Annotated in this window: 21 protein-coding genes, 1 pseudogene and 1 riboswitch; of the genes and pseudogenes, 11 read left to right on the forward strand and 11 right to left on the reverse strand. The window is 49.1% G+C overall.

Annotation, left to right across the window (positions count from 1 at the left end; translation table 11 throughout):
* The first annotated feature begins 43 nt into the window (after positions 1 to 43).
* Genes MST20_RS01440 through MST20_RS01465 form a run of 6 tightly spaced genes read left to right on the forward strand, consistent with a single transcriptional unit; the run spans position 44 to position 8,348 of the window.
* On the forward strand, positions 44 to 1,390 hold the full coding sequence (locus tag MST20_RS01440; protein ID WP_243939563.1) for an aspartate aminotransferase family protein: 1,347 nt from the start codon (positions 44 to 46) through the stop codon (positions 1,388 to 1,390).
* Entirely contained in the window at positions 1,374 to 2,885 is a 1,512-nt protein-coding gene (locus MST20_RS01445) for a pyridoxal phosphate-dependent decarboxylase family protein (protein WP_243939565.1), read from the forward strand. The genes MST20_RS01440 and MST20_RS01445 overlap by 17 nt, the downstream gene beginning before the upstream one ends.
* A complete protein-coding gene (locus MST20_RS01450) occupies positions 2,882 to 4,648 on the forward strand; it encodes an IucA/IucC family protein (RefSeq protein ID WP_243939573.1) in 1,767 nt (588 codons plus the stop codon). Before MST20_RS01445 ends, MST20_RS01450 begins: the two co-directional genes overlap by 4 nt.
* The gene (locus tag MST20_RS01455; RefSeq protein WP_243939575.1) at positions 4,645 to 5,199 is read left to right on the forward strand and encodes a GNAT family N-acetyltransferase; all 555 of its coding nucleotides are present in this window, start codon (positions 4,645 to 4,647) and stop codon (positions 5,197 to 5,199) included. The genes MST20_RS01450 and MST20_RS01455 overlap by 4 nt, the downstream gene beginning before the upstream one ends.
* Positions 5,174 to 6,520 carry a lysine N(6)-hydroxylase/L-ornithine N(5)-oxygenase family protein gene (locus MST20_RS01460; RefSeq protein WP_243939577.1) on the forward strand — a complete coding sequence of 449 codons (1,347 nt, stop codon included), beginning with the start codon at positions 5,174 to 5,176 and terminating at the stop codon, positions 6,518 to 6,520. Before MST20_RS01455 ends, MST20_RS01460 begins: the two co-directional genes overlap by 26 nt.
* A gap of 13 nt (positions 6,521 to 6,533) precedes the next feature.
* A complete protein-coding gene (locus tag MST20_RS01465) occupies positions 6,534 to 8,348 on the forward strand; it encodes an IucA/IucC family protein (protein WP_243939579.1) in 1,815 nt (604 codons plus the stop codon).
* A gap of 41 nt (positions 8,349 to 8,389) precedes the next feature.
* Here MST20_RS01465 and MST20_RS01470 read toward each other — a convergent pair whose 3' ends face one another.
* Together MST20_RS01470 and MST20_RS01475 are read right to left on the reverse strand one after the other, a co-directional pair.
* A complete protein-coding gene (locus tag MST20_RS01470) occupies positions 8,390 to 8,830 on the reverse strand; it encodes a GNAT family N-acetyltransferase (protein WP_243939581.1) in 441 nt (146 codons plus the stop codon).
* A gap of 175 nt (positions 8,831 to 9,005) precedes the next feature.
* Complete coding sequence (locus MST20_RS01475; protein ID WP_243939583.1) at positions 9,006 to 9,839, reverse strand: dehydrogenase/reductase SDR family member 1; 834 nt, start codon at positions 9,837 to 9,839, stop codon at positions 9,006 to 9,008.
* A 111-nt stretch (positions 9,840 to 9,950) separates the two neighbouring features.
* On the opposite strand from MST20_RS01475, the gene MST20_RS01480 reads away from it, so the two are divergent.
* A complete protein-coding gene (locus MST20_RS01480; protein WP_243939585.1) occupies positions 9,951 to 10,913 on the forward strand; it encodes a helix-turn-helix transcriptional regulator in 963 nt (320 codons plus the stop codon).
* A 72-nt stretch (positions 10,914 to 10,985) separates the two neighbouring features.
* On the opposite strand, the gene metH is transcribed toward MST20_RS01480, so the two are convergent.
* The 3 genes from metH to MST20_RS01495 all read right to left on the reverse strand — a co-directional run bounded on the left by metH (position 10,986) and on the right by MST20_RS01495 (position 16,984).
* Positions 10,986 to 14,402 (reverse strand): methionine synthase, encoded by a 3,417-nt coding sequence (gene metH / locus MST20_RS01485; RefSeq protein ID WP_243939586.1) that lies wholly within the window; start codon positions 14,400 to 14,402, stop codon positions 10,986 to 10,988.
* Entirely contained in the window at positions 14,395 to 16,224 is a 1,830-nt protein-coding gene (locus MST20_RS01490) for a bifunctional homocysteine S-methyltransferase/methylenetetrahydrofolate reductase (RefSeq protein WP_243939588.1), read from the reverse strand. Before MST20_RS01490 ends, metH begins: the two co-directional genes overlap by 8 nt.
* Before the next feature lie 79 nt (positions 16,225 to 16,303).
* Positions 16,304 to 16,415, reverse strand: a riboswitch (SAM riboswitch).
* Positions 16,416 to 16,492: 77 nt separating this feature from the next.
* Positions 16,493 to 16,984, reverse strand: a complete 492-nt coding sequence (locus MST20_RS01495; RefSeq protein ID WP_003180528.1) for a YajQ family cyclic di-GMP-binding protein — start codon at positions 16,982 to 16,984, stop codon at positions 16,493 to 16,495.
* Positions 16,985 to 17,124: 140 nt separating this feature from the next.
* On the opposite strand from MST20_RS01495, the pseudogene MST20_RS01500 reads away from it, so the two are divergent.
* Positions 17,125 to 17,993: pseudogene (locus MST20_RS01500) on the forward strand (CvfB family protein).
* A 37-nt stretch (positions 17,994 to 18,030) separates the two neighbouring features.
* On the opposite strand, the gene MST20_RS01505 reads toward MST20_RS01500, so the two are convergent.
* Positions 18,031 to 18,153: a DUF3941 domain-containing protein gene (locus MST20_RS01505; protein ID WP_243939600.1), complete on the reverse strand. Its 123-nt coding sequence runs from the start codon at positions 18,151 to 18,153 to the stop codon at positions 18,031 to 18,033.
* A gap of 154 nt (positions 18,154 to 18,307) precedes the next feature.
* Here MST20_RS01505 and MST20_RS01510 point away from each other — a divergent pair, with 154 nt between their 5' ends.
* Positions 18,308 to 18,514 (forward strand): spore germination protein, encoded by a 207-nt coding sequence (locus MST20_RS01510; protein ID WP_152847465.1) that lies wholly within the window; start codon positions 18,308 to 18,310, stop codon positions 18,512 to 18,514.
* A gap of 41 nt (positions 18,515 to 18,555) precedes the next feature.
* Here the strand turns inward: MST20_RS01510 and MST20_RS01515 are convergent, their stop codons facing one another.
* Complete coding sequence (locus tag MST20_RS01515; RefSeq protein ID WP_243939601.1) at positions 18,556 to 19,416, reverse strand: DegV family protein; 861 nt, start codon at positions 19,414 to 19,416, stop codon at positions 18,556 to 18,558.
* A 163-nt stretch (positions 19,417 to 19,579) separates the two neighbouring features.
* Here MST20_RS01515 and MST20_RS01520 point away from each other — a divergent pair, with 163 nt between their 5' ends.
* Positions 19,580 to 20,422 (forward strand): YitT family protein, encoded by an 843-nt coding sequence (locus MST20_RS01520; protein WP_154495632.1) that lies wholly within the window; start codon positions 19,580 to 19,582, stop codon positions 20,420 to 20,422.
* Positions 20,423 to 20,437: 15 nt separating this feature from the next.
* Positions 20,438 to 20,890 (forward strand): BsuPI-related putative proteinase inhibitor, encoded by a 453-nt coding sequence (locus MST20_RS01525; protein ID WP_347880847.1) that lies wholly within the window; start codon positions 20,438 to 20,440, stop codon positions 20,888 to 20,890.
* A 91-nt stretch (positions 20,891 to 20,981) separates the two neighbouring features.
* On the opposite strand, the gene guaC is transcribed toward MST20_RS01525, so the two are convergent.
* From guaC to MST20_RS01545, 4 genes are all read right to left on the reverse strand, one after another.
* Positions 20,982 to 21,962: a GMP reductase gene (gene guaC, locus MST20_RS01530; RefSeq protein WP_243939605.1), complete on the reverse strand. Its 981-nt coding sequence runs from the start codon at positions 21,960 to 21,962 to the stop codon at positions 20,982 to 20,984.
* Between the two features lie 178 nt (positions 21,963 to 22,140).
* A complete protein-coding gene (locus MST20_RS01535; RefSeq protein WP_075754966.1) occupies positions 22,141 to 22,329 on the reverse strand; it encodes a DUF3813 domain-containing protein in 189 nt (62 codons plus the stop codon).
* 1 nt (position 22,330) lies between these two features.
* Positions 22,331 to 22,471 (reverse strand): hypothetical protein, encoded by a 141-nt coding sequence (locus MST20_RS01540; protein WP_165426648.1) that lies wholly within the window; start codon positions 22,469 to 22,471, stop codon positions 22,331 to 22,333.
* 98 nt (positions 22,472 to 22,569) lie between these two features.
* Entirely contained in the window at positions 22,570 to 23,382 is an 813-nt protein-coding gene (locus tag MST20_RS01545; RefSeq protein ID WP_243939607.1) for a Cof-type HAD-IIB family hydrolase, read from the reverse strand.
* Positions 23,383 to 23,489: the final 107 nt, after the last annotated feature.

A 23,489-nucleotide genomic window follows, 5' to 3' on the forward strand; every position in this document is an offset into this window, starting at 1 on the left:
TCATTGAAAATGATAATCTTTATCAATTGGAGGAGTGCTTTCTATGCCTGTACAAACGAGTTCTAAAAATCAAGTGTTTTTGGAGCAGCAAAATAGAAGAGAGTCTAATGCGCGTTCATATCCGAGAAGATTTCCGCTCGCCATGCAAACCGCGGAAGGCGTCTTGGTGACTGATGCGGATGGAAAGCAATATTATGACTGCCTGGCAGGAGCGGGGACGCTTGCGCTTGGTCATAATCATCCAGTTGTGATTGAAGCGATTCAAAAAATGATTGATGAAAAACGCCCGCTGCACACCCTTGATATCACTTCGGAAATCAAAGAAGAGTTTGTCAGCGAAGTATTTGCGAGCCTTCCTGAGGCGTTTGCCAAACGGGCGAAGATCCAGTTTTGCGGTCCGACCGGCGGCGATGCGATCGAAGCCGCTCTCAAGCTTGTCAAAACAGCAACGGGGAGAAGAACCATCTTGTCGTTTCACGGGGCATATCATGGAGCAACTCACGGAACGATGGCGCTGAGCGGTAATTTATCTCCAAAGGAAAACGTTCAGGGACTCATGCCTGATGTGCATTTCCTGCCATACCCGTATGAATACCGCTGCCCGTTTGGAAGCGGAGGAGAGGCGAGCCACAAGCTGTCGAGCGCATATATCGAAAATATGCTGGATGATCCGGAAAGCGGAGTTTTACAGCCGGCCGGGATGATCTTTGAAGCCGTACAAGGAGAAGGAGGCTCAATTCCGGCCCGGGCTGAATGGATAAGAGAAATGAGAAGGATCACAAAAGAACGCGGAATCCCTCTGATCATCGATGAAGTGCAGACCGGCATCGGCAGAACCGGAAAAATGTTTGCATTCGAGCACGCCGGCATTATACCGGATGTCATCGTCCTTTCAAAAGCGATCGGCGGAAGTCTTCCTCTGTCTGTCGTCATCTATGATCAAGACCTTGATCAGTGGGGACCGGGGGCGCACATCGGCACATTCAGAGGGAACCAGATGGCGATGGCGGCCGGAAGTGCAACCTTAAAATATATAAAAGAGCACGATGTACTATCACATGTAGAAAAAGTCGGTGCGAAGCTCATGCAGGAATTGCAAGACATTCAGGAACACGTTCCTGAAATCGGCGATGTCCGGGGACGGGGGCTGATGATCGGCGCCGAAATTGTCGCACCGCATAAAAAACAAAACGCAAACGGCAGCTATCCGGCTGATGCGGAGCTTGCAAGCGTGATTCAAAGAAAATGCTTTGAAAAAGGACTGATCGTTGAAACGGGAGGCCGCCACGGAAGCGTGATCCGCTTCTTGCCGCCGCTCATCGTAACAGAGGTGCAAATCGACGATATTATCACGATCTTCAGAGAGGCCGTCTATGAAGCAGTCAAGTAAACAGAAAAACTTTGATTCCCTGTTTATGCACAACGGTGAACAGGGGATCAAAGCATACCGCGACGCGGCCGAGACCGCTGTAGAGACGCTGTGGGCCGATTGGAAAAATAAATCGAAGCCCTACAGCGGGAAAATGCCGAATGAATTAAAGCACGAAATTAAAAACTTGTTTTCGTTTAAGGAAGCGGGAGAACCGCTTGCGGATGTTCTCAAGGGTCTGAAAAAAGCCTATTTGCCGCACCGGATTCATGTTGAAGATCCAAAATGCGCCGCACACCTGCACTGTCCGCCGCTCATCCCGGCACTCGCTGCAGAGATGCTGATCAGTGTGCTGAATCAGTCGATGGATTCGTTTGATCAAAGCGGAGCGGCTTCATTGATCGAGGAAGAAATGGTGCAGTGGCTTTGCCGAAAGTTCGAGTATGGAAAGGATGCTGACGGTACATTTACGAGCGGAGGCACACAGTCTAATTACATGGGGCTTCTGTTGGCCCGCGATGCTTTCTGTGAAAAGCAGTGGAACTGGAACGTACAGAAGGACGGACTGCCGCCGGAAGCGAACAGGCTGCGGATCCTCTGTTCAAAGGATGCTCATTTTACCGTGAAAAAGTCGGCTTCCCAGCTCGGACTCGGAGAGCGCGCCGTCGTACTCGTTGATACAGATGATGAAAAGCGGATGAGCCTTTACGATTTAAAGCGAAAAACAGCGCTACTGGAGGAATCGGGTTTACATCCATTTGCGATTGTTGCCACATGCGGTACGACGGACTTCGGAAGCATTGATCCGCTTTCCGAGCTTGCGGATGCCGCGCATGCCGGCGGGCTTTGGCTTCACGTTGATGCCGCGTATGGCGGGGCGTTGATTTTGAGTAGAACCCGCCGCTATAAATTGGCCGGGATCGACAGGGCCGACTCGATCAGCGTCGACTTCCACAAGCAGTTTTATCAGCCGGTCAGCTGCGGCGCTTTTCTTGTCAAAGACAGAAGGCATTTCCGCTTGATTGGTTATCATGCCGATTATTTAAATCCTGAAGAGGATGAAGCGGAGGGAATCGTTCATCTCGTCAATAAATCGATTCAGACGACGAGGCGCTTTGACGCTTTAAAGCTGTTTGTCTCGCTGCGTGTGCTTGGAGAAGATACATTCGCCGAGATGATTGACTGGACATTCGCATTGGCCGAAGCGGCAGCGGAAAAAATCTCCGCAAGCGATCGGTTCGAACTGCTGAATCCGCACCCTGAACTGAACGCTGTCGTCTTCCGCTGCCTCGCCTCAGAAGACGACGCAGAGAACGACCGTTTGAATAAATGTATCCACAGAGAATTGTTCAGAACGGGACAGGCGGTGATCGCCAAGACGGCAGCAGCCGGGAAAACGTATTTAAAATTCACGCTGCTGAATCCGCGGACGACGATTTCGGATCTTGACGACATTCTCGGCAGGATTCAAGAGCTGGCAAGTCTTTATACGAATAGCAGGAGGGTAACAAGATGAGTTCATTTAAAGAAATAGCAGAAAACGCTACGATTCAAAGTTTTTTAAATTGCTATTTGCGTGAAACCGGCATCAAAACACGTGAGATCGCGGACGGCTCTCAAAAAACGCTGATTGTCCCGCTAAAACGCCAGCAAATCGAGCTGATCGTTCCGATCAAGTACTGGTCGAAGACGGGAAGGCACCTTTTCTCATTTCCGCTTTACTATCAAACAACCCAAAACGAAAAGCCGCTTCCGCTCGACTATGTCACGCTCGTCTCCCTCGCTTCAAAAGAATTGCTTCTTCAGCAAAACCGCGGGGGTGCCGAGGATGAATTCATGCTCAGAGTCATTTTGAGCTGCCGCAATATCAGCCGTTATGTGGAAGAACGGGCCGGTGATCAAAATGAGCTTAGCCGCGCTGCTTTTACGTTTATCGAAGCGGAGCAGTCGCTCTTGCTCGGCCATCTGATGCACCCGACACCAAAAAGCAGGCAGGGGATGAAACCTGAAGAGGAAAATATTTTCTCACCTGAATTGAAAGGGGAGTTTCAGCTTCATTACTTTAAGGCGCATGCCTCGCTCGTTCTGCACGATTCAAGTACAGGAACAAAAGCGCCGCTAGTCATCCAAGAGGAATTGAGAAACGACCCGATGATTGACAATAACTGGCTGGATGAGCAAACAGCAGATCCGGACTTTGCGCTTCTTCCCGCACACCCGCTCCAGGCGAGAGCCTTGCTGGAGGAGCCGTATGTGCAAAAATTGATCGATCAAGGTCTCCTTACATATCTCGGCGCAAAGGGCCGGGCGTTCACGGCGACATCCTCCGTCCGCACGGTTTACAGCAAGCACTCGCGCTATATGTACAAATTCTCGGTCCCGATCAAAATCACGAATTCGCTTCGTGTGAACAAGCAGAAAGAATTGGACAGAGGTGTTGAAATGGCCCGGCTGCTTCAGACAGAACTCGGTCAACGGTTAAAACAAGAGTTTCCGGGCTTTCGCGTCATTACAGATCCTGCCTACATCTCGATTCGGGGAGAGAACGGGGAGTCCGGCTTTGAAGTCGTGATCAGGGAGAATCCGTTTTATGAAGACGACCGTTCTGCCAGTCTGGTCGCCGGGCTTTGTCAAGATCACGCCTACGGGAAAGAGTCGCGGCTGTCCTCTGTCATCCGCGGGCTGGCTTTAGAAGAAGGGCGGACGACGGAAGAAGTGAGCATCGATTGGTTTGACAAATACTTATCGATTTCGCTTGAGCCTGTTTTATGGCTGTTTGAAACATACGGGCTGGCGATTGAAGCGCACCAGCAAAACGCCGTCATCCGCTTAAAAAACGGCTATCCGGAGACGTTTTACTACAGGGATAACCAAGGCTATTATTACAGCGAATCAAAAGCCGGGATTCTTTCCAAGCTGATCGAAGGCTTGAGCGAAAGGAGCGAGACGATCTGCTCGGACGGCGTGGCTGTTGAGAGATTGCGCTATTATTTCTTCTTCAACCATTTGTTTGGGCTGGTGAACGGCTTTGGCTGCGAAGGGCTGATTCGGGAAGAAACGCTCCTGTCCATGATCAGAGAGCGGCTTGAAAAAGCGGAACAAATTTACGGCATCACTGAGTTGACGGACAGCCTGCTTCGGTTTTCGGAGCTTCCGTGCAAGGCCAATCTGCTGACGAGATTTTACGACATGGATGAGCTGACGGGCTCGCTTGAAACCCAGTCTCGCTATACGTCTGTCGGCAATCCGCTGTTAAAGGAGGCGGCGGCTGTCCAATGAATGACCGGATCACATTTCAAAAAGCGGACTATGAAAGAGACGTATCGCTCGTCTACCGCTGGATGCAGGAGGAGCATGTCATCCCGTTTTGGCACTTAAACATGCCGTTTGCAAAATTTGAAGCCCATTTTCACAAGGCCATCACAGACCCTCACCAAACGCTCTACATCGGTTCCATCGACGGTGTGCCGATGAGCTACTGGGAGTCGTACTGGGTCAAGGGTGACGTCATTGAACGCCATTATGACAATGAACCTTTTGACCAAGGCATCCACCTGTTGATCGGGGAAAAAGAGTACTTGGGAAAAGGTCTGGCCCTTCCGCTTTTAAACGCGATGGTCAGCATGCAATTTGCCGAGCCTATGACAAAAAAGGTCATCGCAGAGCCGGATATCCGCAACAAAAAAATGATTCATGTTTTTGAAAAATGCGGGTTTCGCCCGATTAAACCTGTGAATCTCCCTGATAAAACCGGATTATTGATGTTTTGCGAACGAGAACGTTTTTTTGAAAAGGAGAAGAAAAATGAACTCTACAAAGAGACCCTCTGATGTATATGATGTCATCGGCGTCGGCATCGGGCCGTTTAACCTCGGTCTTGCCGCATTGGCCGATTCCGTGCCTGAGATTAATGCGCTGTTTTTTGAACGGAATGAAAGCTTTAACTGGCATCCCGGCATGCTGATTGAAGGAACGACACTGCAGGTGCCGTTTTTGGCCGACTTGGTGAGCATGGCCGATGTGACAAGCGAATACAGCTTTTTAAACTATCTCCAGCAGCATAACCGTCTGTATTCTTTTTATTTTCTGGAAGACTTTCATATTCCGAGAAAGGAATACAACCACTACTGCCGCTGGGTGGCAGAACAGCTCGACTCGTGCCGCTTCGGGATGAATGTTGAATGCATCTCGCTCATTGAATCGAACTCGGACGCGCTTTTTGAGGTGCGGGTCGCGAATCGGGAAAACGGCGGGGAAGCCGTATATTACGCGAAGCATATTGCGCTTGGCATCGGGACGGGCCCGCACGTTCCCGAAACGCTCTCAGACGCTTTGGGTGGCTCGGTGTTCCATTCAGCTGAGTATTTAATGAGAAAGCCCGGCGGATTTAAAGGGAAAAGGGTGGCCGTCGTCGGCTCCGGTCAAAGCGCGGCCGAGGTGTTTTATGACCTGGTCGGTGAAGATGAAGCGGAGCATGTCAGCTGGCTCACCCGCTCAAAAGGCTTCTTCCCGATGGAATACTCGAACCTCGGGCTCGAATATTTTTCGCCTGACTATATCGATTTTTTCTATCAGCTTCCGCAGTGGAAAAAAGATGAATTGCTAACGCAGCAGGGTCTGCTTTATAAAGGAATCAGTGCGAAGACGATCACCGATATTTATCATCTTCTGTATGAGCGGACCTGCGGAGGACGGGAAGCGGCTTTTGATCTGCAGTCCATGACAGAAGTCGAGCAGATCGAACAGCATGGGGAAACGCTGATTCTGCACTGCGCAAACCGGGTGAATGAAGAACGGTTTGAGCGGCAGGCAGATGCGGTCGTTCTGGCGACGGGCTATAAAGAGAGGCTGCCGGAATGTCTGGCACCTGTTGACAGTCTGATTGAAAAGGACGCGGGCGGCCGCTATGTGATTACGCGCGACTACAGGCTGGTGACAGCGGTAACATCAAAAAACCATATTTTCGTTCAAAACGGAGAGCTGCACACGCACGGTGTCGGAGCGCCTGACCTAGGACTCGGCGCTTACCGGAACTCGGTGATCATCAATCAGCTAGCCGGGAGAGAAGTATACAACGTCAGCCACAAAACAGTTTTTCAGACATTTGGAACAGGAATCGCGGAAAAAACGGCTGTGCCAAACGGCTCATAAAGGAGGCATTTTCATGTTGTTTCAAGATGAATTAAAGAGGGTCCTCAATCCGGACAGGTGGACAGAAGTCAATCGGAGAATGCTGGCGAAGATGCTTTCTGAATATATGTATGAGGATATTATTAAACCCGATTTCATTGAAACTGAAGACGGGATCAACCGGTATGAGCTGAGAATGGCCGAGGATAAGGTGTACCGGTTTGCCGCCAAACCCCGCATGTTTGACAGTTTTGACGCGATACCGGAGACGATTGAAGTCTTCAAGAGCGGACAATGGACAAAACAAGTGAGCGCGATTGAATTTCTCCTCGATATCCAGCCGCATATCCCGATGAGTCCGGAAACAGCGGGGCATTTGATCAAGGAGTTCAACCATACGATGCTGGCGGATGCTCACCTTTTAGCAAAAGATGGGCTTACGGCTGACGAGCTGACCGAAGCCGATTATGCCGTCATTGAAGGCGAGATGACAGGCCATCCGTGGATCGTCTACAACAAAGGAAGAATCGGTTTTGGCTATGATGACTACCTCCGGTTTGCACCGGAAAATCAGAGGGCCGAACGGCTGCTGTGGATCGCTGTACACAAAGAGACCGCGTCATTCCACTCGGTTGAAGGACTCGATTATGAAACGCTGATTCATAAGGAGCTTGATGAGCTGACTTTAAGGCAGTTCGCTAAAGTGATAGAAAAGCAGGGCGCAGCCAGTGAAGACTATTATTATCTGCCCGTCCACGAATGGCAGTGGACAAATACGATCATTCAGCAGTTTCCGGAAGAAATTGCTTCAAAAGCGATCATTCCTTTAGGGGAAGGCGGAGACGAGTACCTGCCGCAGCAGTCAATCAGGACCTTTACAAACATCACAAACAAACACAAGCATCATATTAAACTGCCGATGAGCATTTTAAATACGCTTGTATACAGAGGACTGCCGGCGGAGCGGACAGTGATCGCGCCGAGAATTACTGAGCATATTAAAGGGATCGCCGAAAACGACGCATTTCTAAAAGACGAATGCAGGGTGATCCTGCCGGGCGAAAATGCCAGTCTGAACGTTGATCACCAATACTATCATGCGCTTGAAAAAGCCCCGTATCAATATTTGGAAATGCTCGGCGCTATTTTCAGAGAAAGCATTTATACGTATTTGGAAGATGGAGAGCAGCCTGTTACGCTCGCTTCTTTAACATACATTGATCAAGACGGCGTGCCGTTTATCAGGCGCCTGATCGAAAAGTCGGGGCTGTCAGCGGAGGAGTGGATCGGAAAGCTGTTTAACACCGTGATGCCGCCGCTTCTGCATTTCATGTACCGTTACGGAACCGTATTTTCGCCGCACGGACAAAATACGATTCTTGTCTTAAAAGATCATCAGCCGCACAGGCTGGCGATTAAAGATTTTGTAGATGACGTCAATATCAGCGACCAGCCGCTTCCAGAACTGAGCGGTTTGACAGAAGATTTAAAAGCCGTTCTCAGAAGCGAGCCGCCGGAAGGGCTTGTGCAGTTTATCTTTACAGGGCTTTTCATTTGCCATTTGCGCTATGTGGCCAACATTTTGGAAAATGACGGTCTGCTTCCTGAAAAGCGCCTGTGGAAAGCTTTGGCTGATGCAATTTTGGATTATCAGCAGAGATTCCCTGAACTGCATGAGCGCTTCGAATTGTTCGACTTATTCAAGCCGGAATTGACGAAGCTTTGCCTCAACAGAAACCGGATGATCGACTACGGCTATAAGGACGGCGATGACCGCCCGCACGCCTCTGAATTCGGAAAAGTGACAAACGCGCTTGCGCAATTTAAAAAAGAGGCCGCAAAGCTGTAATGCTCATGCGGCCGAGAATGCCCCGCTTCCGGCGGGGTCTTTTATGTCAATTTCTTATACATCAAAATATGAGGTCCGATCGGCGGTATATCGTAGACCCCGCCTTGTTCGCTGAAGCCGAGCTTTTTATAGTACCCGCTCACAGATGTCCTGGCGTTGCACCATAAAAGGTCTGCGCCTTTTTTTCGAAGAAGCTCTTCGGCATGGCGGATAAGCGTACTGCCCGCTTTTTGCTCGCGGTACCCTTCAAGTGTCGCCATCCCTCTCAGCTGATACTGTTTTTGGCCTTCAAGCTCTGAATGTTCGGCTTTATGAAAGGAGGCGATGCTGATCAGCCTGTCCTGATAATATCCGCCGAGGTGAAACGTGCCCCCGAGCGAATCGGTTTCATACATGCATGCTTCCGGCGGCTGATTCGGCCGGAGAATGCGGTGCCTGATCTCATACGTATCTTCCGCGTTTATTGGTTTGACTTCAATCATATGATTCCTCCTTCAGTTGCAGTTCAGATGAGGGCGAACGAAATTCCGCATGCTGCTATAAATCATGACTGTCATTCCATTATATAACGCTGGCGGAAACGATCAAAGCAGGATGAACACCTTCACCTGATCTGCCTTTAGAGAAACATTTCCCTCGGGAGGCGATCCCTAATCCCTATATCGTAAATGGCGGAATATATCGTCCATCCACATCTGTAAACTGATATTCTTTGGCTAAATCACCAACTCTTAACGCACGTCCGCTTTTCTCCATCACATCCGGATCTTTGGCCAATGCTGTGATTCCGCGTCCGACATAATAAGGCGTTTCGGTTTTCCTTAAATCTTCTGATTCCTGCCAATGCGCCTCATCTGATTCATGGTGCTTCAGCACAAGTTCGGTTCTCATAAATCCCGGCGAAACGGCAAGAACGGCAATGTTGTCCCGTTTTAATTCCAGTGAAAGACCGTACGCCATGCGGACGATTGCGTTCTTGGCTAAATCGTAATAAAACTGTCCGGTGTATTTGTTCTCATCCCAAAAGGTCGTATGAATGATAAGAGCTTGTTTATTTTCGCGAAGGAGCGGCACGGCGAAGTGGTTCGTCGCCAGCTGGGCGCGCACCCCTGCGGTGAACATCGTATCCCAATTTTTCAATGACAGTTCCCAAAAAGGCTTTGCCTCGACACCCAGATCGTGCGCACCCCACACATTGTTGATCAAAATATCCAACTTTCCTTGTTCTTCGCGAATTTTAGCGATGACGGCCTCTGTTTCTGAATCGTTCGTATGATCACATCTTACAGCAATACCCTTTCCGCCGGAAGCTACAATTTGTGACACGGTGTCATCAATTGAACCGGGCCATTGATTCGTGGAAGCCCCCCTGATGCTGCGGCCTGTAATATACACGGTTGCACCGGCTTTTCCAAGTTCGACAGCGATGGCGCGGCCGGCGCCTCTGCTTCCGCCTGTTACGAGAGCGGTTTTTCCTTTCAGCGGTTTCATTCATCCCATTCCTTTCATCATAAAAGATATGCTCATTATAAAAGCTCAATCTTGACAACCATTGTCATATTTTATTAAATAAGTTCATCCATTGATAAAAAAGGTGGTCATATGAGAGGAGATCGACTGATATCTATTCTTTTAATGCTTCAGGCGCAGGGACAAATGACGGCGAAAGAATTAGCGGAAAGGCTGGAAGTCTCGGAGCGGACGATTTACAGGGATATGGAAGCGTTAAGCGGAGCTGGAATTCCCGTTGTGGCCGAACGCGGGATAAACGGAGGCTGGTCATTGCTTGATGATTACCAAACCACTTTAACCGGCTTAAAAGAATCTGAAATACGCGCATTATTTGTCCCGCTTTCTGAACAATTGCTGGACGATCTCGGTTTAACCCGCATATCCGAAGAAGCCCGAAATAAACTGATAGCCTCGCTGCCTGCGGTATATCGTCAAAACGCGAAAGACGTATGGAACCGAATATATATTGATACCCGTTCATGGCGCCATAAGAAAGAAAAAGCAGCATCCTTTGAAGTGCTGAAAGACGCCATATGGAAAGATCAAAAATTAAAGATCGTTTATCAGCGGGCAGATGGACAAACGGCTGATCGAATTGTAGCACCCCTTGGACTGGTAGCTAAAGGGTCAAACTGGTATCTGATTGCATCTAAAGAAAATGGGGAGATTCGAAATTACAGGGCTTCACGCATTCAATCTGCCATTCCTGTTCGCGAAACATTTGAAAGGCCCGAAAACTTTGATATTGCTCACGTATGGCAGTCTTCAACAAAGGAATTTATCGAAAGGCTGCCGACGTATGAAGTACGGGTGAAGGCGGCGCAGGCCATCTTGCCGAGGCTGTCATTTACCAATTATTTTGTGCGGATCATCGAAACAAATGAGGTCGATCAGGAGGGGTGGATACCCGTTACATTATCTTTTGATACGGAAGAAGAAGCGAAAAGGTATATACTCGGATTCGCAGAGCACATAAGGATTATTGAACCTAAAGAACTGCACGGGAAGATACTCAACATGGCCGAATCTATTGTTGCTCATTATAAATCCTGAAATATTCGCGGCATATGTTACGAACATACAAGATGACCCTGCAGGCCGCAAACGGCAGGCAGGGTCTTTGGGTTAATGAACATTGAAATATCTGGCTTCCGGATGGGAGACAACGATCGCTGATACGGAAGCTTCGGGCTCCATCATAAAGCCTTCTGTTAAGTGCACGCCGATTCCTTCGGGCTGGATGAGTCTGAAGAGTTTTTCCTGATCTTCGAGATTCGGACAGGCCGGGTAGCCGAAGGAATAGCGCTGTCCCTGGTATTTCGCCTGAAAACGCTGTTCCATCGTGAAGTCTGGTGCATCAGGGAAGCCCCAGCGGTCGCGGATAACCTGGTGCGTCCGTTCGGCGAGTCCTTCGGCCAGCTCAAGAGCGAGCGCTTGTACCGCATGACTTTTCAAGTAGTCGCCTTCCTCCTTAAAGCGGTTGGCGGCTGCTCTTACATGCCTGCCTGCCGTTACGGCAAAGAACGAGACATAATCAAGCTCTCCTTTCGGTCGGACATAATCGGAAATACAGCGGTACGGAAGCTTTTCCTGCCTAGGAAAAACAAACGTTTCAAGGATGCTGTCTTTGTTCCCGGGGTCTAAAATATGGAGCGAATCCCCGTCGCTGTACGCGGGGAAAAATTGATAGACGACCGCGGGATCGAACCAGCCGTGTTCTTTTCCGTCTCTCAGCAACTCGTCAATCAGCTCTTTCAGCTCCAATGCTTTCGGATGCTGTTCAGCCAGGAGTTTTTTTACTTTTCCCTTCAAGCCGAGGTGATGGCCGAGCAGCATTTGTTCATTGACATACGGAACGATATAGGAAAGGTCGATGTTTTTTAAATAGTGCCGCTTCAAGTCTTCCGGCTGAAAGACCGGCGCCTGCGGAACGTGCGCTCGTTTTTCAAGCATTTCAATCACGGCTTTCGTCTGCTTTTTTTCTGCGACGGCGGCGGGTGCAGCCGCTTCTTTTTTCTCGAGAAACTGCGACGGGTCCGTCCGCAGCTGATTGGCGAGCGATAAGCCGTCCATGGCGTCCTTCGCGTATAAAACCGGCCCTTTATATTCAGGCGAAATTTTCATGTTCGTGAACTTTCTTGAAAGCGCGGCTCCGCCGACCATAATCGGGATGGAAATATCCGCTTTGTCGAGGTCCTGCGCTGTAACGACCATTTGCTGCGCCGATTTGACGAGCAGGCCGGACAGACCGATGATATCGGGATTCTCTTTGCGGACCGTTTCGATTAATTCCTGCGGTGTCACTTTAATCCCAAGATCGACAACCTTGTAGCCGTTGTTGCTTAAAATGATGTCGACTAAGTTTTTGCCGATATCATGGACATCGCCTTTAACGGTTGCCAAAATGATCTTTCCTTTGCCGCTGTCGTCTTTCTTTTCCATATACTGTTCGAGAAAGGAAACGGCAGCTTTCATGACTTCTGCCGACTGGAGCACTTCAGCGACGATCAGCTCATTGTTGTTAAACAGCCGTCCAACCTCTGCCATGCCGTCCATAAGCGGACCGTTAATCACGTCGAGCGGGGCGGCGAATTTTTTCAACGCTTGCTCGAGATCGGGAATCAAGCCTTCTTTCGTACCCTCGATGACGTACTCAGCCAAGCGCTCTTCCAGGGAAAGGGACGTTTTCGGCTGTTTGTCCGTTTTTTTCTTTCCGCGGTAGAAGTCAGTGAAGGATGCGAGCGTTTTGTCATCAGTGTGAAACAGAAGTTTTTCAGCCATTTCGACTTCTTCTTTAGGAATGGAAGCGAACCGCTCAAGCTTTTCCGTATTGACGATCGCGTAATCGAGCCCGGCCTGTGTTGCATGGTACAAGAATACAGCATTTAAGATTTCCCGGCCGACGGGCGGAAGACCGAATGAGACGTTGCTGACGCCGAGAATCGTTAAACATTCAGGGAGCCGCTCTTTAATGAGGCGGATGCCTTCGATCGTTTCTTTAGCTGAGCCGATGTATTGTTCATCACCCGTTCCGACCGGGAAGACGAGCGGATCGAAGATGATATCGCTGGCCGGTATTCCGTATTTTTCGGTGAGCAGCTGATGCGACCGGACGGCGACGGCCAGCTTCTTTTCGGCGGAGACCGCCATTCCCTCTTCATCGATCGTGCCGACGACGAGTGCGCCTCCGAACTGTTTGACGAGCGGAAGGATGTCAGCGAACCGTTCTTCGCCGTCTTCAAGGTTGATCGAATTGATGATCGCTTTTCCCTGTGAGTATTTCAGCGCCTTTTCGATCACCGTTTTGTCCGTCGAGTCGATGACAAACGGGGCTTTTACTTTTTTCATCGCTTCTTTTAAGAAGCCTTCCATATCTTCCGCTTCATCGCGGTCCGGGTCTGCAAGGCAGATGTCGATGACATGGGCGCCGTTTTTCACTTGGGCTCTCGCGATTTCGGATGCTTCCTCAAATTTCTGTTCGGCGATCAGCCGCTTGAATTTTCTCGATCCGATGACATTTGTCCGCTCCCCGACAAAAAGGGGACGCATCGTTTCTTCATAAATTAGTCCGTCGATCCCTGAGACGGTGTGCGGCTTTTTTTCCGAAGGAACCGTCCGCGGCGGCAGCGAGGCTACTTCATCGGCCAGCGCTTCAATATGGGCGGGAGTCGTTCCGCAGCAGCCGCCGACAATGTTCAGCCAGCCTTCTTCTGCAAACGCCTTGATTTTTTTCGCGAGCGATTGCGGTGATTCATGGTATTGTCCTTCCTCATCGGGGAGGCCGGCATTCGGATAGCAGCTGACGGCCGTCCTCGCAAGGGAAGAAAGGGTTCTGATGTGATCTGTCATAAATTCCGGGCCCGTCGCGCAATTTAAACCGACGCTGACCGGCTTCATATGCTCGAGTGAGATATAAAACGATTCGATATCCTGGCCGGCCAGTGTCGTGCCCATCGGTTCGATCGTGCCTGACACCATGAGGGGAAGGGTTTTGCCGGTTTTTTCGAAGGCTTGTCTGATGCCGATAAAGCCGGCTTTAACGTTCAGCATATCCTGGCTCGTTTCGAGCAGCAAGAGGTCGGCTCCCCCTGTGATCAGCGCTCTTGCCTGTTCCTCGTAGTTATCGATCAGCTCGTCAAAGGTCGTGCCGCCGGTGACGGAAAGGGTTTTTGTCGTCGGACCCATCGCGCCGGCGACAAACCTTGGCCATTCAGGTGTTGAAAACTTTTCGGCGGCCGCTTTGGCGAGTTTGACTGAAGCGAGGTTGACTTCATAGGCGCGCTGCCCGAGGTCGTACTCGTCCAGAACGAGCCGGGTGGCTCCGAATGTATTGGTTTCGATGATATCGGCTTTAGCGGCTAGATAAGCTTCGTGGATGCCTTGAATGACATGGGGCGCCGTGATGCTAAGAAATTCATTGCACCCTTCATAGGCCTCGCCGCCGAAGTCTGCGGCGGACAAACCTGCGTCCTGGATCATCGTTCCCATCGCACCGTCAAGGACGAGGATTTTTTTCTTCAGCTGGTCATTGATGTTAGACATTTGTTTTCTCCTTTTCTTTCTGGTGGATATATGCCGTCAGCTCAGCGGTTAAATCAGACCGCAAAAACGGTGTGATCAGATAAATGCCGTTGAACAGGTCGCACGCCGCATCAAGCAGGGAGCGGGCGATCGCGAGTCCTTCCTCGGCCTGTTTTTGTTTGTCGTTTCCCGCCAGCGCCATCTTTTCGCGGATTGAATCGGACAGCTTGATGCCGGGGATTTCGTTGTGGATGAATTCCGCGTTGCGGCTGCTGGTCAGCGGCATGACGCCGATATAGATCGGTGTTTCAAGATGCCGCGTTTCCTCGTGGATTTTGATGAGCTGCTCCTCTGAATAGACAGGCTGAGAAATGAAATAGTCTGCGCCGCAGGCGATTTTTTTCTCAAGCCGTTTCACCGCTTTGTCAATGTGTCTGACATTCGGATTGAAGGCGGCCGCCACTGAGAAATTTGTTTTCTTGCCGAGCGGTTTACCCGAATATGACAAGCCTTCGTTAAACTGCTTGATCAGGCTGATCAAATCGAACGATGTCAGGTCGTAGACGGAAGTCGCTCCCGGAAAGTCGCCGATCTTCGACGGATCGCCGGTAATCGCCAGCACGTCTGACAGCCCCAATGTATCAAGCCCCATTAGATGGGACTGCAGGCCGATCAGGTTGCGGTCTCTGCATGTGATATGGATCAGCGACCTCATATCGAGGCGCTGTTTTAAGAGCGCGCCGCAGGCGACATTGCTGATCCTCGGTGTGGCAAGCGAGTTGTCCGCCAATGTCAGTGCATCGATTCCGGCTGATTGAAGCTCTTCAGCGGCGTGTAAAAATTTCTCAAAGTTTAATTGTTTTGGAGGATCGAGCTCGACGATAATGGAACGTTTCTGCTTGGCCAGATCGTCAAGAGCGGGCTCTGTCCTTTCGTTTTGAATAGCAAGCGCCGCTTTCTCTCTAATTTTCACGCGCTTTTCAGTGACTGGAGGAAGCCCTTTGACCGCCTCAGCCATCGCCCTGATGTGGTTCGGCGTCGTTCCGCAGCAGCCGCCGATGATCCGTGCGCCTTGATTGCGGAATTCCGCCGCGCTTTCCCTGAAATATTCATCATCCGTCTCATAAACAAGCCTGCCTTCGACAAGGGACGGGAGGCTGCTGTTCGGATAGACGGAAAGATAGGCGTCTTCTAAAAGCGGGACTTCTTCAAGCGCTCTGATCATATGATAAGGGCCGAGGCGGCAGTTGATGCCAACGACGTCTGCGCCGAGGGATGCCAGCTGCTTCAGGCCGTCCGCAAGCGGGGTTCCGTCCTGGAGAACGCCCTCTTCGTGCATTGAGACATTCAAAATGATCGGCAGCTCGGTTTCCTTTCTGGCAATCTTTAAAACTTCGCGCGCTTCTTCTAAATCGTAATAGGTTTCGAGCAGAAGTCCGTCCGGCTGCTCATTTAACAGAAGGTAGAGCTGTTCGCGGAAGCTTCTTTTAATGTCCTCCAGAGAATACGAGTTTTTGTTGAACGTCCGGATTCCGCCGAGCGTACCGAGAACATAAGCAGAACCGGCGGCGGAGCGGGCGAGACGGACCGCTTTTTCGTTGATTTGTTTTGTTTCGTCTTCGAGTCCGTATCTGGACAGCTTGATGAAGTTTGCGCCGTACGTGTTCGTTTGAATGAGATCGGCGCCGGCCTGTACATACGCTTCGTGGACGCGTCTCACTTCTTCGGGCTTGGAGATGTTCAGTTCCTCAAAACACCTGTCGATCCCGTAGGAATACAGAAGTGTGCCCATTGCGCCGTCCGCGATTAACGTTTTGCTTTTTATATCCTCCAAAAAACCCATCGTTTTCCCCCTTAAGCATTTTTGATAAACAAAAAAGTCTTCTGTGAAGCAGAAGACTTTTCATCGACATTTGTCCGTCTTCTTATCTTCCAAGCAGGCTGCTTGCTGGATTTAGCACCTTGGTCATGAATATTCATTCACCGGTTGCTGAGGCTTCATCGGGCCAGTCCCTCTGCCTCTCTTGATAAGAACAGCTATTTAGTTTCTATTGATTACTTTTACTCAATTTACCGAAAATCGGGGGAATAATCAACAGTAAATTAAGAATTTATCGAAAATTTATAAATTGGACATCAATCGGCAGGTCGGCTTCCCTCACCATCGCGATGATTTGCTGAAGGTCGTCTTTATTTTTTCCGGTTACGCGGACTTGATCATCCTGCACTTGCGATTTAACTTTCAGACCCGATTTTTTTATCAGGTTATTGATTTTTTTCGCGTTTTCTTTGTCGATGCCCTGAACTAATTTTCCGCGCTGTCTGACCGTACCGCCTGAAGCATTCTCAAGCTTTGAGTATTCGATGTTTTTCGTCGGGACGTTCCGCTTGATCAGTTTGCCGACAAGCACGTCTTTCAGCTGGTTCATTTTAAATTCGTCGTCAGATACGAGAACGAGCTCGTCTCCTTCGAGTGTGATGCTGCTTTTTGACCCTTTGAAATCATAGCGTGTGCCGATTTCCTTGAGAGCGGTCTGGATTGCGTTTTGAACTTCAGGCAGTTCAACCTTTGAGACGATATCAAATGAGCTTTCTTTCGCCATGTGAAAACCTCCATCCATTTTACTTATGAATCAATTATAGTAGAATAAGGTGAAACTTCCAATATCGAGCGGTTTGCCTGGCCGCGATCCGGCAATAATTTGAACATTGGAGGAATAATAAGAAAAAGAAAAACAGGCGAATAAGAAAGGAAGAAACAGTATGAAACCAGGACAGCAGCTAACATTGAAAATAGATCATAAAGCCGATTACGGTTACTTTTTGACGGACGGCGAAACGGCGGTCCTTCTGCATCAGAGCGAGATCACCGAGGATATTGAAGACAGGGAAGAGGTCGATGTCTTTTTATATGTCGATCATGAAGACCGCTTGGCGGCTACGATGAGAAAGCCGATCATTAGCGCTGAACAGTATGGCTGGGTGGAAGTCGTTGATGCCGTCAGCGGCATGGGGGTTTTCGTCGATGTCGGGCTCTCGAAGGACGCCCTCGTTGCGACAGAGCATCTCCCGCCGTATGAGTCAGTATGGCCGCAAAAAGGGGACAGGCTCTACTGTATGCTGAAAATCACGGGGCACGGAAGGATGTTTGCCAAACCGGCGCCGGAGGATAAGATCAGCGAGCTGTTTACTGAAGCTTCATCCGGTCTGATGAATAAAGAGCTCACCGGGACGATCTACCGCTTGATCGCATCAGGCTCTTTTATGATTTCCGAAACCGGCATCAGAGGCTTCATCCATTCTTCTGAGCGAAAGGAAGAGCCGAGGTTCGGCGAAAAGCTGACCGCAAGGGTGATCAAAGTAAAAGAAGACGGTTCTGTTAATCTGTCGCTACTGCCAAGAAAGCAGGATGCCTTGTCGGTTGATGCGGAACAAATTTTGACTTATATGAGAACGAGAAACGGCGCGATGCCGTTCTGGGATAAAAGCGATCCGGAGGATATCAAAGAGCGCTTCAACATGAGCAAAGCAGCATTTAAAAGGGCGCTCGGCCATCTGATGAAACAGGATAAAATCTATCAGGAAGAGGGCTGGACATACGAGAAAAAATGATATGAGGCGGCGTTCCGATGAGGACGCCGCCGGTTTTTTACAGGTGATCAGGCTTCTTTGATTCCCGGTGTTTACCGGCTTGTCTGTTCTTTTCGGCGAGCCGGTTTTTCTGCTGGTTGACGGCGTTATTGTCAACCGGCTTTTTATCATCATCTTTCATGAGGGAGCACCTCCTGTCAAAATGTCGCTTTTAGCTTGCGCACTGCCGGCGAAACTATGTACTCTTCCAATCGCGATGTTTTTTGCCGGGAAGTTTATGCCTTCTTGTACCGCCAGCATACACATATCATAAGACCAAAAAAAGGAGACTTGGTATGAAACATTGCTGCTCAGTTAACATTCAACGTGTCTCGGCAGGAGGAGTCGTCAATTTCGGCGGTGCGTTCAAAATTTGTCCGATCACAATGGAAAAAGTGGTCGAGGGGTCTGGAGGTCCAGATGTCGCGACAGCGGCTGCCGGCTTTCTTGATGGAGCGCTTACACCGGCAGTCGATGAAGGGACAGTCACCGAAGACAGCTGACGAAGAAGGCCTGCTTTTATCAAGCAGGCCTCTGTTTTAGCTTATCTTTTGTCTTTCCCCGGAAAAAAGACCGCCAATGTTCCGGGTCCGGAATGGGCGCCGACCGCTGAACCGACCATGTTGATGACGATTTCCCCCGGCTGAAATTCGGCTTCGATCATCCGTTTGACTTCTTCGGCCGTCTCTTCGTCATCTCCGTGGCTGATGCCGACCGTCTGCCCGCTCAAATCGACGCTTCTTTCTTTCATCAATTCGATCATCCGTCTGAGCAGCTTCTTTTTGCCCCGGATTTTTTCCAAGGGGACAAGCTTGCCGTCTTCGACATGCAGGAGCGGTTTAATATTCAGCAAACCGCCGACAAATGCCGATGCTTTGCTGATTCTTCCGCCTCTCGCCAAATAAGTCAGGTCATCCACGGTAAAAATATGTTCAAGATGTTCGCAAAAGTCCTTTACAGACGATTCAATTTCTTGTATTGTATTGCCGTTAGTTGCGAGTTTAAGGGCATGCTTAACCGCGAGCCCATAGCCTAATGAAGCGCATTTTGAATCGATGATCCGCAGATCGAAATCAGGGAACTCTTCCTTGACTTCGTTTGCCGCCATCACAGCCGTCTGGTATGTTCCGGAAAGCTCTGAAGAAAAGGCGATATAGAGAGCGGGTTTGTTTTCGCCGGCCAGCTCGCTGAATGCATTCTTGAACCGCATCATGGACGGCTGGGACGTTTTCGGCGCTTTGCCTTCGCGCATCGCTTCATAAACATCCAGAGGCTGAATCGTCAGAAGGTCATCGTACTCTTTTTCATCAAGCAGCACCCTTAACGGAATAAATGAGATGTGATGTTCATCATAAAAAGATTTCGGCAAATCTGCCGCACTGTCTGCTAAAAGGTGAACGTTCATTTGAACCCCTTCTTTCTAAAAAATGGTTGAAAAGGACACCAAACTGTCCTTCGGTATACTTCGTTTTTTAGGTCAACTATATCATATATTTTCACATTGACGTTTTCAAAATATTGTTTTAAGGGTAAACCAAATATATACGAAAGTAGCGGAGGAACTAAATATGGTCATAGCTGAAGCAAAAAAATTGTTCATTGTCATCATCGGCGCCTTGTTAAATGCCATCGGATTGAATCTGTTTCTGATTCCCGCCGATGTTTACGCCAGCGGCTTTACGGGGGTGGCGCAGCTTTTATCGAGTGCGCTTGACCAGTACAGCCCGATTTATTTTTCAACGGGGACGCTATTGTTTATTTTAAACATTCCCGTCGGCATTTTGGGGTGGCTGAAGGTCGGGCGTTCTTTTACGGTTTACAGTGTTTTAAGCGTTGCGCTGACAACGGTGTTCCTTGGCATGCTGCCGGAAACAAGCCTTTCAAACGATATCTTGCTGAACGCCGTTTTTGGCGGAGTGATCTCTGCGGTCGGAATCGGGCTGACGCTGAAATACGGAGCTTCAACGGGCGGTTTGGACATCATCGCCATGATTCTGGCGAAATGGAAGGATAAGCCGGTCGGCACCTATTTTTTTATTTTAAACGGTGCGATCATTTTAACAGCAGGATTATTGAACGGGTGGGAGAAAGCATTATATACGCTCGTTACACTATATGTGACAACCAGGGTGATTGATGCCATCCACACCCGCCACGCCAAGCTCACCGTTATGATTGTCACAAAGAAAGCGGAGGAGATCAAAGAAGCGATTTACGGAAAGATGGTCCGCGGCATTACAACCGTTCCGGCAAAAGGCGCCTTTACGAATGAACAGAAAGAAATGATGATCATTGTTATCACAAGGTACGAATTATACGACTTGGAAAAAATCATTAATGAAGTGGATCCAAACGCTTTCACAAACGTCGTCCAGACAACGCAGGTTTTAGGGTTTTTCCGCAAAGATTAATGAAAGGGTGAATGAATGCGGCTGATTTCCATGATTGTAATGTTGCTGTTTGTCAGTGGATGCGGGCAAAACGGGGATCAAGTCCCCGATAAGGAGGTATCAGGGGAAGTGAATAACGGGAGTGTGGCATTAACAGTTGAACCCGTCCAGAAGCAGGGAGAAATCGAATTTCGGATGTCGGTTGTCAACCATACGGATGACGTGGCAGAGTTTGAATTCAGCAGCGGACAGAAATTTGAACTGATTGTCAGCGACAAAGAAGGGAATGAAAGGTACCGCTACTCGAAAGGAAAAATGTTTACACAGGCGTTCCAAACGATGACGCTTAATCCGAAAGAGTCTTACGATTTTACAGATGTATGGAAAGAGGTGCCTGAACCCGGCACGTATGAAGTAAACGTGACATTTTTGGGAAGATCGGAACAGTTTGCAACTTTGAGGGCCGGCAAAACGTTTGAAGTGAAATAGCCGTCAAAAAAGGCATCCCGGGAAGGATGCCTTTTTTGTATGCTGTCAGGCAGGAAGGGACGGCTGCTGCCTGAACACCACCCTGTGACCGTTAATATTGATCCCCGTTGAAAATAGAATTTTTAACGATGACGTAATCTACGTTGCGGATCGCATCGAGCTTGTTTCCTCCCGAATAGGAAATGGATGACTGCAGATCCTGTTCCATTTCTGTCAGCGTATCCATGATTGCGCCTTTATGCTCCACGTACATTTTTTTGCCTTCGACATTTTTCTTTTCACCTTTTTGATACTCAGAAGCAGAACCAAAATATTCTTTGTAGAGCTTGCCGTCTTTTTCGATCGTTGCCCCGGGCGATTCTTCATGTCCGGCAAACAGCGAACCGATCATGACCATCGTCGCCCCGAATCTGACCGATTTGGCGATGTCCCCGTGGGTGCGGATGCCGCCGTCTGCAATGATCGGCTTGCTCGCCGCTTTTGCACACCAGCGCAGCGCAGCCAGCTGCCAACCGCCCGTTCCAAAACCGGTTTTAATTTTTGTAATGCAGACTTTTCCGGGACCGATGCCTACTTTTGTAGCGTCGGCGCCGGCATTTTCAAGTTCTCTCACAGCTTCAGGCGTTCCGACATTTCCTGCGATCACGAAGCTGTCCGGAAGATGTTTTTTAATGTGCTGAATCATATTGATGACGGCGTTCGAGTGACCGTGGGCGATATCGATCGTGATGTAATCAGGCGTGAGATTCTCTCTCGTCAGCTCTTCGATAAATGCGTATTCTTCATCTTTGACACCGACACTGATTGAAGAAAACAAACCGCGCGCTTTCATGTCTTTCACAAAATCGATCCGTGTTTCCGGCTCAAAGCGGTGCATCACATAAAAGTAACCGTTTTCCGCTAATGAAACAGCCAGCTTTTCATCTATAATGGTCTGCATATTGGCGGGCACCACAGGCAGTTTAAATGTTCTTCCGCCGAACTGCACGGACGGATCACATTCAGAGCGGCTCTGGACGATGCACTTTGCAGGAATTAGTTGAATATCCTCGTAATCAAACACGTTTTCCAATATAAAAACCCCCAAAAACGAATATTTATTTATTTGTTATATAAAATGTTCGCCTTTTATAATGTACTTCCTTTTGCTTCCGATGTCAAATTTTTATGTTTTGAAATTAGAAACATAAAAAAGGAGCCGTGCCGATGGCACAGACTCCTTTCCGGCTGTCAAAAAAGCCGGTGGGTGTTTATGATAGTTGATCTAGCTGCTCCTGAAGATTGTGAAGCTGGCGCCGTTCGGCATCAGTTGAATTGGCAAATGCTGAGGAAAGGGCGTTTTTGGCTCTTGCAACAGCTTTTGCCTTTTCACCTGAATCCGTCGAAGCTTCAGCTTCATGAACGGCTGCTTTGGCCATTTGAAACAGTTCGTTTCTCATGTTACAGCCCTCCGCATTCCGTCGGGCCGCTCTTTTGTTCAGCCTCTTCTAATGTGGAGCGATAAGGGAACCTGGAGGCATGCTGTTTAAGCGAATCCTTGCCTTGTTGAATAAACCGTTTTGATTTGCTACGTTTACCCATCTTGAAATTCCCCCTTAACACGAGTGACGGTCCGGTGCGGCCGTCTTCTCATAGTATTGCCGTTTTGAAAAGCCGTTTATGAATGGCAAATTATAAAATTATAAAGCGAAGTAATCCTTTAAAAAGACTGCGATACCGTCTTCTTCGTTCGATTTTGTAACCTTGTTTGCAACGCTTTTGACCCCTTCGATGCCGTTGCCCATCGCTACGCCGCAGCCCGCGAACTCGAGCATTTCAAGGTCGTTGTCTTCATCGCCGAAGGCAATCACCCGCTCAGGCGGTATCCCGTAGTAGTCCGTGATTTTCTCTAAGCCGACCGCTTTATTGATGCCGCTTTTAATCAGTTCGATCACATGCCACGGGGCCGCCCATCTTCTATGGTCGACCATCTCCGCGTGAACGTCTGACAGGTAGGAGCGGATCGCCGGAACATCCTCTTCTTTTGCGTGGATCAGTACGCTTGTCACATCCTGGCCGAGGTTTGTCCTTAAATCTCCGACCGTAATATTTGGGCTGCCCATCGTAAAGACATCAATCAGTTTTTCGTCATGATAATGAAAATAAACATCATCGATAATTTCAGCAAGGATATTATGTACGTTGTATGTCTCGCTCACTTCAATGATCTGTTTGACCACCTCGAGATCAAGAGATGTGTGGAAGCGTCCCCAGCTTTGATCTTTAGGATGATGGACAAACGCCCCGTTGAAATTGACGATCGGCGTATCAAGCTGGAGCTGATCATAATACACGGAGCTTGCTCGGAACGGTCTTCCCGTAGAAATGCACACGTAATGTCCATCTTCCCGCAGCTTGCGGATGACGTCGCTGGAGCTTTCCGAGATGGTTTTGTCGTCTTTTAATAATGTACCGTCTAAGTCCAATGCAATTAAATATGGTTTTGTCTCCATAAATGCTCCTTTGTTGTGAATTTGAAAGTTCTGGCTTACCTATAGTGTATCTTTTTACCTTCTTTATTGTCTACATGTTAAACTGATGTTGATGGACATCCTAAAAG

This window comes from Bacillus sp. B19-2 (assembly GCF_022832475.1).
GTDB lineage: Bacteria > Bacillota > Bacilli > Bacillales > Bacillaceae > Bacillus > Bacillus paralicheniformis.

What these genes read in the sequence shown, in the direction of transcription:
- MST20_RS01440 (WP_243939563.1), top strand. Translation starts at nt 44, where the DNA reads ATGCCTGTACAAACGAGTTCTAAAAATCAAGTGTTTTTGGAGCAGCAA.
- MST20_RS01445 (WP_243939565.1), top strand. Translation starts at nt 1,374, where the DNA reads ATGAAGCAGTCAAGTAAACAGAAAAACTTTGATTCCCTGTTTATGCAC.
- MST20_RS01450 (WP_243939573.1), top strand. Translation starts at nt 2,882, where the DNA reads ATGAGTTCATTTAAAGAAATAGCAGAAAACGCTACGATTCAAAGTTTT.
- MST20_RS01455 (WP_243939575.1), top strand. Translation starts at nt 4,645, where the DNA reads ATGAATGACCGGATCACATTTCAAAAAGCGGACTATGAAAGAGACGTA.
- MST20_RS01460 (WP_243939577.1), top strand. Translation starts at nt 5,174, where the DNA reads ATGAACTCTACAAAGAGACCCTCTGATGTATATGATGTCATCGGCGTC.
- MST20_RS01465 (WP_243939579.1), top strand. Translation starts at nt 6,534, where the DNA reads ATGTTGTTTCAAGATGAATTAAAGAGGGTCCTCAATCCGGACAGGTGG.
- MST20_RS01470 (WP_243939581.1), bottom strand. Translation starts at nt 8,830, where the DNA reads ATGATTGAAGTCAAACCAATAAACGCGGAAGATACGTATGAGATCAGG.
- MST20_RS01475 (WP_243939583.1), bottom strand. Translation starts at nt 9,839, where the DNA reads ATGAAACCGCTGAAAGGAAAAACCGCTCTCGTAACAGGCGGAAGCAGA.
- MST20_RS01480 (WP_243939585.1), top strand. Translation starts at nt 9,951, where the DNA reads ATGAGAGGAGATCGACTGATATCTATTCTTTTAATGCTTCAGGCGCAG.
- metH (WP_243939586.1), bottom strand. Translation starts at nt 14,402, where the DNA reads ATGTCTAACATCAATGACCAGCTGAAGAAAAAAATCCTCGTCCTTGAC.
- MST20_RS01490 (WP_243939588.1), bottom strand. Translation starts at nt 16,224, where the DNA reads ATGGGTTTTTTGGAGGATATAAAAAGCAAAACGTTAATCGCGGACGGC.
- MST20_RS01495 (WP_003180528.1), bottom strand. Translation starts at nt 16,984, where the DNA reads ATGGCGAAAGAAAGCTCATTTGATATCGTCTCAAAGGTTGAACTGCCT.
- MST20_RS01505 (WP_243939600.1), bottom strand. Translation starts at nt 18,153, where the DNA reads ATGAAAGATGATGATAAAAAGCCGGTTGACAATAACGCCGTCAACCAG.
- MST20_RS01510 (WP_152847465.1), top strand. Translation starts at nt 18,308, where the DNA reads ATGAAACATTGCTGCTCAGTTAACATTCAACGTGTCTCGGCAGGAGGA.
- MST20_RS01515 (WP_243939601.1), bottom strand. Translation starts at nt 19,416, where the DNA reads ATGAACGTTCACCTTTTAGCAGACAGTGCGGCAGATTTGCCGAAATCT.
- MST20_RS01520 (WP_154495632.1), top strand. Translation starts at nt 19,580, where the DNA reads ATGGTCATAGCTGAAGCAAAAAAATTGTTCATTGTCATCATCGGCGCC.
- MST20_RS01525 (WP_347880847.1), top strand. Translation starts at nt 20,438, where the DNA reads ATGCGGCTGATTTCCATGATTGTAATGTTGCTGTTTGTCAGTGGATGC.
- MST20_RS01535 (WP_075754966.1), bottom strand. Translation starts at nt 22,329, where the DNA reads ATGAGAAACGAACTGTTTCAAATGGCCAAAGCAGCCGTTCATGAAGCT.
- MST20_RS01540 (WP_165426648.1), bottom strand. Translation starts at nt 22,471, where the DNA reads ATGGGTAAACGTAGCAAATCAAAACGGTTTATTCAACAAGGCAAGGAT.
- MST20_RS01545 (WP_243939607.1), bottom strand. Translation starts at nt 23,382, where the DNA reads ATGGAGACAAAACCATATTTAATTGCATTGGACTTAGACGGTACATTA.